The sequence below is a fragment of the Bacteroidota bacterium genome, assembly GCA_034723125.1.
GTDB lineage: Bacteria > Bacteroidota > Bacteroidia > CAILMK01 > JAAYUY01 > JAYEOP01.
The window spans coordinates 1-6,741 of the sequence record JAYEOP010000616.1 but is presented as its reverse complement, the minus strand read 5'-3'; the positions used below and the strand labels follow the sequence as shown (position 1 = coordinate 6,741).

The 6,741-nt window shown below is 29.2% G+C and carries 5 protein-coding genes and 1 tRNA gene; 1 reads left to right on the top strand and 5 read right to left on the bottom strand.

Translation table 11 applies throughout. From position 1 onward, the window contains the following. Window positions 1-3 precede the first annotated feature (3 nt). The 4 genes from U9R42_15245 to ssb all read right to left on the bottom strand — a co-directional run bounded on the left by U9R42_15245 (window position 4) and on the right by ssb (window position 2,145). Window positions 4-78, bottom strand: a tRNA-Val gene (locus U9R42_15245). Window positions 79-292: 214 nt separating this feature from the next. After that, complete coding sequence (locus U9R42_15240) at window positions 293-1,093, bottom strand: SDR family NAD(P)-dependent oxidoreductase (protein MEA3497381.1); 801 nt, start codon at window positions 1,091-1,093, stop codon at window positions 293-295. Continuing rightward, window positions 1,083-1,604 (bottom strand): isoprenylcysteine carboxylmethyltransferase family protein, encoded by a 522-nt coding sequence (locus tag U9R42_15235; GenBank protein MEA3497380.1) that lies wholly within the window; start codon window positions 1,602-1,604, stop codon window positions 1,083-1,085. The genes U9R42_15240 and U9R42_15235 overlap by 11 nt, the downstream gene beginning before the upstream one ends. Before the next feature lie 202 nt (window positions 1,605-1,806). Further along, window positions 1,807-2,145, bottom strand: coding sequence for a single-stranded DNA-binding protein (gene ssb, locus U9R42_15230; GenBank protein ID MEA3497379.1), 339 nt, complete (start codon window positions 2,143-2,145; stop codon window positions 1,807-1,809). A gap of 192 nt (window positions 2,146-2,337) precedes the next feature. On the opposite strand from ssb, the gene U9R42_15225 reads away from it, so the two are divergent. After that, entirely contained in the window at window positions 2,338-2,697 is a 360-nt protein-coding gene (locus U9R42_15225) for a hypothetical protein (protein MEA3497378.1), read from the top strand. A gap of 118 nt (window positions 2,698-2,815) precedes the next feature. Here the strand turns inward: U9R42_15225 and U9R42_15220 are convergent, their stop codons facing one another. Beyond that, the gene (locus tag U9R42_15220; protein ID MEA3497377.1) at window positions 2,816-6,541 is read right to left on the bottom strand and encodes a T9SS type A sorting domain-containing protein; all 3,726 of its coding nucleotides are present in this window, start codon (window positions 6,539-6,541) and stop codon (window positions 2,816-2,818) included. Between the last annotated feature and the right edge of the window lie 200 nt (window positions 6,542-6,741).

Genomic DNA, 6,741 nt, shown 5'->3' with positions numbered 1-6,741 from the left:
TTGTGGGCGATACAGGACTTGAACCTGTGACCCCCTGCTTGTAAGGCAGGTGCTCTGAACCAACTGAGCTAATCGCCCTAAATAAAAAGAACTGATTGTTTTTAGCGAGTGCAAATATAGTAATATTTTTTAAGTTCATAATATTTTTGTGATTATTTTTGATGATTAATAACCTGTCCCGATTTTTCATTGGAAAGACCAGATTGTTTATACTAAAGCAACGGTATAAGTATAACACTTGGTATTATTCATTATCTTTGCTTCTAAAAAGAAATGTATTTATAGAATTCCCCTAAACTAATTTTAGGCTAATATCCCAAAGTTTTTTTCTGTTATTTTTATCATCAGAAATGTCCGCAGGGCTTGTTATTTTATCATTCACAAAATATTTCCCGCTAATATTTTCAATCTTTTTAGAGTAAGCTAAATAAAAAATACGTTTTGCACCTTCTATTGGTGAATCTCCAAAAGCACCCCAACCTGCTCTAAGTAATTTTGTATTAATCACTCCGGGATGAAGTGAATTTACTGTTATGCTTTTCCCTTTTAATTTTGAACTTAATTCGTTAGAAAATAATATGTTACATAGTTTTGTTAAAGAATAAGCATAATCACCGGAATAATGTTTTTCAGCATTTAAGTTTTCAAAGTCAATGCTACTTGCATGAATCATTGAACTAACATTAATAATTCTGGCATTCTTAGATTTTTCTAATAAATCCAATAGTTTCAAAGTCAAAGAAAAAGATGCAAGATGATTTACCATGAAGTTTTTTTCTATTCCGTTATCAAGAATTATTTTTTTATTTTCATAAATCCCTGCATTGTTTATTAAAATATCAATATGAGAAAATTGCTTGTGAATATTAGTGGAAAGTTCTTCAATTTCTTTAATAGAAGTAAAATCAGCATTAAAATAAAATATATTTTTGTTTACTGTTTTTGCAATTATTTCGTCTTTTATTTTATGTCCTTTATTTTTGTTTTTTCCGTGCAGTAATAAAATTGAATTTTCTTTTGCAAGCATAAATGTAGTTTGTTTTCCAATGCCGTCAGTTGCTCCGGTTAAGAGAATAATCTTTTTATTTTGCATAATTCTTAGGAACATTTTTTAGCAATTCTTTCAAGCATTCAATTTTAAAGCAAAAGCACGGGACTTGCTTTTTATAGTTTAAGTATTCCTTTCCAAATTTACTAATTGCCTCAGGTTCTTCAACTAATTTTATCATTATCAGCATAAAAATAATTTCGGCAGGTGCAATAAAAAGAATGAATGAAGGCGAGCCAATTAAAAAAGCGATTCCTAAAGGGAACAAAAATAATCCTAGATGCATAGGATGTCTCATATATTTATAAACGCCTTGATTCGCAAGAACATTAGTTTGCATTCTTTTTAATTCTCCTTTTCGTCCGTATTTTGCAAGTGTTCTGCCTGTGTTTTTACTGATTTTCATCATAATAAAAAATAGAAAAGCACCAATTAAAAAACTAATGACATGAAAAAAAATATTTTGATGGATATTTTCAAATATCAAATGATCAAGATGATAAGCTAAAATTCCACCACCAAAAATCATTATTACCCAAATCAGTATTCTTATCATATTATTAGAATTAAATCATTGTTTATGTATTTTCCAATTATAAAAAACGATATGTCAAATTTATTATATCTTTATGAAATATCAAAAGAATTTTTTGTTTCCAATCCAAAATTGCAATTATAAAATAACACTGAGACTATTTTATAATTGCAATTGTTACGTTAATATGAAAATATTAAACGATTCTTTGTTTCGCTATTGATTAACTTTTTTTGCCAAGCATCATTAGTTCGTTAACAACAATTTCGGTAATATATTTTTTGTTACCATCTTTATCTTCCCAGCTACGATAAGTTAATTTCCCGTCAATAAGAACTTCTTTACCTTTAGAAAGATATTTTTCTACAATTTCGGCAGTTTTGTTCCATGCAACAACTGTATGCCATTCTGTATTTGATTTTTTGTTACCATCTTTATCTTTGTAATGATCTGTTGTTGCGAGTGAAAAACGTGCTATTTTTTTGCCTTCTTTCAATTCTTTGATTTCAGGATCTGCACCTAAGTTTCCAATTAGTTGTACTTTGTTTCTTAAATTGTTCATAATTCAAATTGTTTAGTTTAATGAAAATAAATGTAATTAAAATGATAGCACAAATGTCCGTTAGCTGTTGACACTTAATCGGTTTTTAATTATTTACTTTCGTTTATAGTCATTTGTAATCATTTGTAATCGAATAAAACTTACTATCTTTGCCAAAAATCTTAGGTGTATATTATTTAAAGAGTTTTCATTATGAAGAAAAAATGTTTAGAATGTGGAGAAGAAATCAAAGGTAGAATTGATAAAAAATTTTGTTCCGACCAATGCAGAAATGCATACAACAATCGTCAGAATAGTGATGTAAATAATTATGTTCGCAATATCAATAATACTTTACGTAAAAACAGAAGGATATTAAAAACTTTTAACCCTAATGGAAAAGCAAAAATTAATAGAGATGAACTTGTGAAGCATGATTTTAATTTCAATTATTTCACAAATATTTATACTACAAAAACAGGCAAAACATATTATTTCTGCTACGAACAAGGTTACCTCCAAATTGAAGAAAACTTTTTTATGCTTGTTATTAAAAAGGATTATGTGGTTTAGGAAAATATAAAATATTTCTGATTTTCAAAACCTGCACTCATTACTTTTTAGAAATTTATGTTGATGCTACCATTGAAACACTAAAGGAAATTTCTGAAATTCAGGGATAATCTATCACTTAGTATTTTATAATCTTTTCAAAATACATAGCTGATTCAGTTATTATTTTAAGCAGGTAAATTCCATTGCTATTGGCACTTAAATCTAATTTTATATTTATATCAGTCAATTGATTTTCTTCAATCATGTAAACCAAACGGTTTCTTGTATCAATAATTTTAATAGACTGAACCTTATCAGGATTTATTCCGGTAAGTTTTAAATTAAACACTCCTAAGCTTGGATTTGGATAAACTTCTATTCCGACTTCATTATTAATTACCTCATCAATGCCGGAAGGTATATAAAATAAGGTGTCAGAAAACTCTGACAAACAAATTCCATCCTGAATTTGCACACTATAATTTCCTTTAATATTTGCTTTTATAGTAAATGTATCAATATTTAATAAACTGTCATTTCTATACCAATAATAGTGTTCACCAACCACAGTGCAATGTAAATAATCATTACTTAAAATAAGTATTGATGGCTTTAATGGTGTTGGGGTAAAATAAATATTTGTTCCCTCAGAAACTTCTGAAAAGCAATTATATTCATTACCAACAATTAAATTATAAGAACCATCTTCAGTTATTGCCAATACTTTTGACGAATCACCATTTGACCAAATATATGATTCATTATTCATCAGAGGGAATAAGTTAACTACCTCTCCTTCGCATGTTGTTGAATCGCCAGTAATATTAAGTACAGGCTGATTTGGCGTTGGGTGCCAGTGTGTATAAACTGTGTCTGAAACATCACTAAAACAATCATTTGTATCCTGAACATAAACATAAAAAGCACCACTGGAATCAACTACTATTGAGTGATTATTTAATCCATTTGACCAATAATATCGATACCCTGTTGAAGTACATAGTAACACAGAGTCTCCATCACAAATTTGAGGTGATCCTGTTAAATTAATTTCAGGTTTAACCGGTTTATCATATTGAATGATAAATACAATCTCTGAAGTATCACTCTTACATCCGAAATCATTATATCCAATTAAATATAAGCTATCGGATTTATGAGTGTAAAAAGATTGTGAAGTTTTGCTATTTGACCATTGGTATAAATAATATTGATTCAATGAACTGATAAATATGCTGTCATTTTCACAATAATTAAAATCATTATCTGAAATAATTTGAGGTTTTGGAAGTTTTAGGAACTTAGTAATTTTAATAGTGTCCGAATAAGGACTATAACAGTTGTTTGTATCCATTACTTTTACAAAATAATTTCCACTCAAGGAAACCTGAACTATTGATGAATCAATATTTGTAAGCGGATTCCATTTATATAAATTATATCCTGATGGTACTTGAAGATAGCTTGTATCTCCCTCACATAAAGTATCATTTCCAAGAATGTTAATTTGTGGTTTTGGTGGTAATGGATAAATAACAATACTTAGTGGTTCTGATGCAGGACTTAAACAGCCAAAGTCATTAATGGTTTTAACCCAATACTTTGCAGTATCATCAACATTGATTATTCGTTTTTTGCTTCCATTTGACCATATATATTGCATACTATCTTGATCAACTTTAAATGCTGTAGATTGCCCCTGACAAATTGCAGAGTAAGATAGATTTGTTATTGTAGGCTTTTCAGGCTTATCAATAAATTTTAAATGAACGTGGTAGCTTGTATCACTAAAGCATCCATATTTGTCTATTACCTGCAAATATAAACTGCTATCAGATTTTAATGAGATCCAACTATTTGTATTATTATTCGACCATAAGTACCCTACTGACGATGGTGCACTTAAAGTAATACTATCACCATCACATACTGAATCGTTGGGGCTTAATATAATTACAGGAGTCTGAGGTCTTTCTTTTACTTCAAGAAAAAAACTATTTATTGCTTTAACACTACAGCTATTTGAAACTTCAAATCTAATCAATACAGGATTGTGAGCATGATATGTATTCCATGTAAGAATAGTATCTTCTACAGTATTATTATTATTAATAATCCATTTATAATGGAGAGGATCTGTGCCTCCAACAACAGGTGAAAAAACAATTGAGCCTGGTTGTTGACAAGCAAAAGTATCTGAAATCCCTTGGATTATAAAAGGTTCTGATTGAACTATTGTGGTTAATGCAGGTGATGTTATTCCAATAGCTACATTCTGATTGTTAATTTCAATTAAATTGCATTTAAAATCTATACTATCATAACCTTGTGCAGAATTACTTACATCGCCTACCAACCAAAAATAGTTCAATCCTTTTTGAAGTGATACAGAATCTATAAAAGTAAAACTGTCAATTATTGAAGAATAACTATTTCCAACTAATTGATTGTAATTAAAAGTATTAACATTTCCTGTAAAGTAAAATCTAAGGTTTTTTACATTGGCTGGATCAATAGATGCTTCTTTTGAAAATGAAATCTTATTAAGAAAATCATTAACATTATTTGTATCGGAAACAATTACTTCCATAAAAACCACATCATCAGTTGCCATACAAACATATTCCATATTTTGATTTGTGGTCAGGTTATATGGATTTGCCTCGAATGCACCAATATCACAAATAGCACCTCTGAAATAACCCCTTTGATCAGTAATAGTATTTCTGCCAAAAGTATTTTCACTAACACCCCTGTTAAAAGCAACACTTGTTGAATCAATTGCAAATGTTTCCGTTGGTCCTCCATAATCTCCAATAGGTTTTACATTCGGATTTACTCCTGTTGTATCTCCCTGTTGATTAAATGAAAGCAGAAATGGATTTAGCACTACATTATATCCGTCAGAAATTATATTTCCGCTACAATCAAAATAGCCGGGGTTTGCAATTATTGTATTTTTTAAAATTAAATTTCCATAATCGGCATCAATCCCTCCATTATTGTTTACAATAGTAGAGTTATTAATATATGAAATTCCTTGCGAGAAGTCATTTTGATAAATTGTTGAACCTCCCGTATTTTCACTAAAGGTTGAGTTTAAAATTTCAATATATTCATGATTTGATATTGCTGAACCATTTTTCCAACCATAAGGGAAGGGGGTTGTATTAGTATTTCCTTTGAATGTAGAATTAGTAATGTTACAAACTCCATTATTCCTTATACCTGCTCCATAATGCCATTTAGCATTTGTACAAACATTATTACAAATTGAACTATTTTCAATATAGCATTTTCCATCAGTTGAGATACCTCCACCATGTGCCCACGAACCACCATTGCATGAATTGTTACGAACAACAGAGTTACGTAAATAAAGAATATGTTCATTGCATATTCCACCTCCATAATTCCAGGTACCTACCCTGCATTGATTATTTTTTATAACGCAATTATCTACATGTAAAACAACAGTATTGTATATTCCACCGCCACCACAATGAGGTGTATATGTGGGAGAACCATGCCTGACAGTTAAATCTTTCAGGAATATTACCGGTTTATTATAATAATTTAAATATAAAAATAAAAACACACCTCCATTAGTAGTGGATAAAGTAGAACCTGCCTGAATTATTGTTGAGTCTGGGCCATGTCCTCTTATGACTAGTGATTTTTTTACTACAATATTACTTTCTGTTATTATCCCGATAATATCTATAATATCTCCATCATTTGCTACATTTACAGCGGCTTGAATGCTGGAGTATTGCGATGGTACATAAAATGTGTTTTGTGGTTTTAATGATAAAGGCAGAATAATTAAAACAGACAGAATTATTAAACTATGTTTTTTCATAAATAGTTTCTTTAATATTGTAAAAATTGATTTATTAGTATAAAATATTAGTAAAATAAATCACTCCCCATTGTTAAGACTAAAAAACAGCTAAGTTAAGGGGGGAGAATATCTTAACTGAATTGATAAAAATATTTTACAAAGTTTAATAAAAATTTTATAATAAAAAAAATTTTAAAAAAATTTTATATTCATAACTA

Bases quoted from the DNA above. Each gene is read 5' to 3' on its own strand.
- ssb (MEA3497379.1), bottom strand. From the start codon at position 2,145: ATGAACAATTTAAGAAACAAAGTACAACTAATTGGAAACTTAGGTGCA.
- U9R42_15240 (MEA3497381.1), bottom strand. From the start codon at position 1,093: ATGCAAAATAAAAAGATTATTCTCTTAACCGGAGCAACTGACGGCATT.
- U9R42_15220 (MEA3497377.1), bottom strand. From the start codon at position 6,541: ATGAAAAAACATAGTTTAATAATTCTGTCTGTTTTAATTATTCTGCCT.
- U9R42_15225 (MEA3497378.1), top strand. From the start codon at position 2,338: ATGAAGAAAAAATGTTTAGAATGTGGAGAAGAAATCAAAGGTAGAATT.
- U9R42_15235 (MEA3497380.1), bottom strand. From the start codon at position 1,604: ATGATAAGAATACTGATTTGGGTAATAATGATTTTTGGTGGTGGAATT.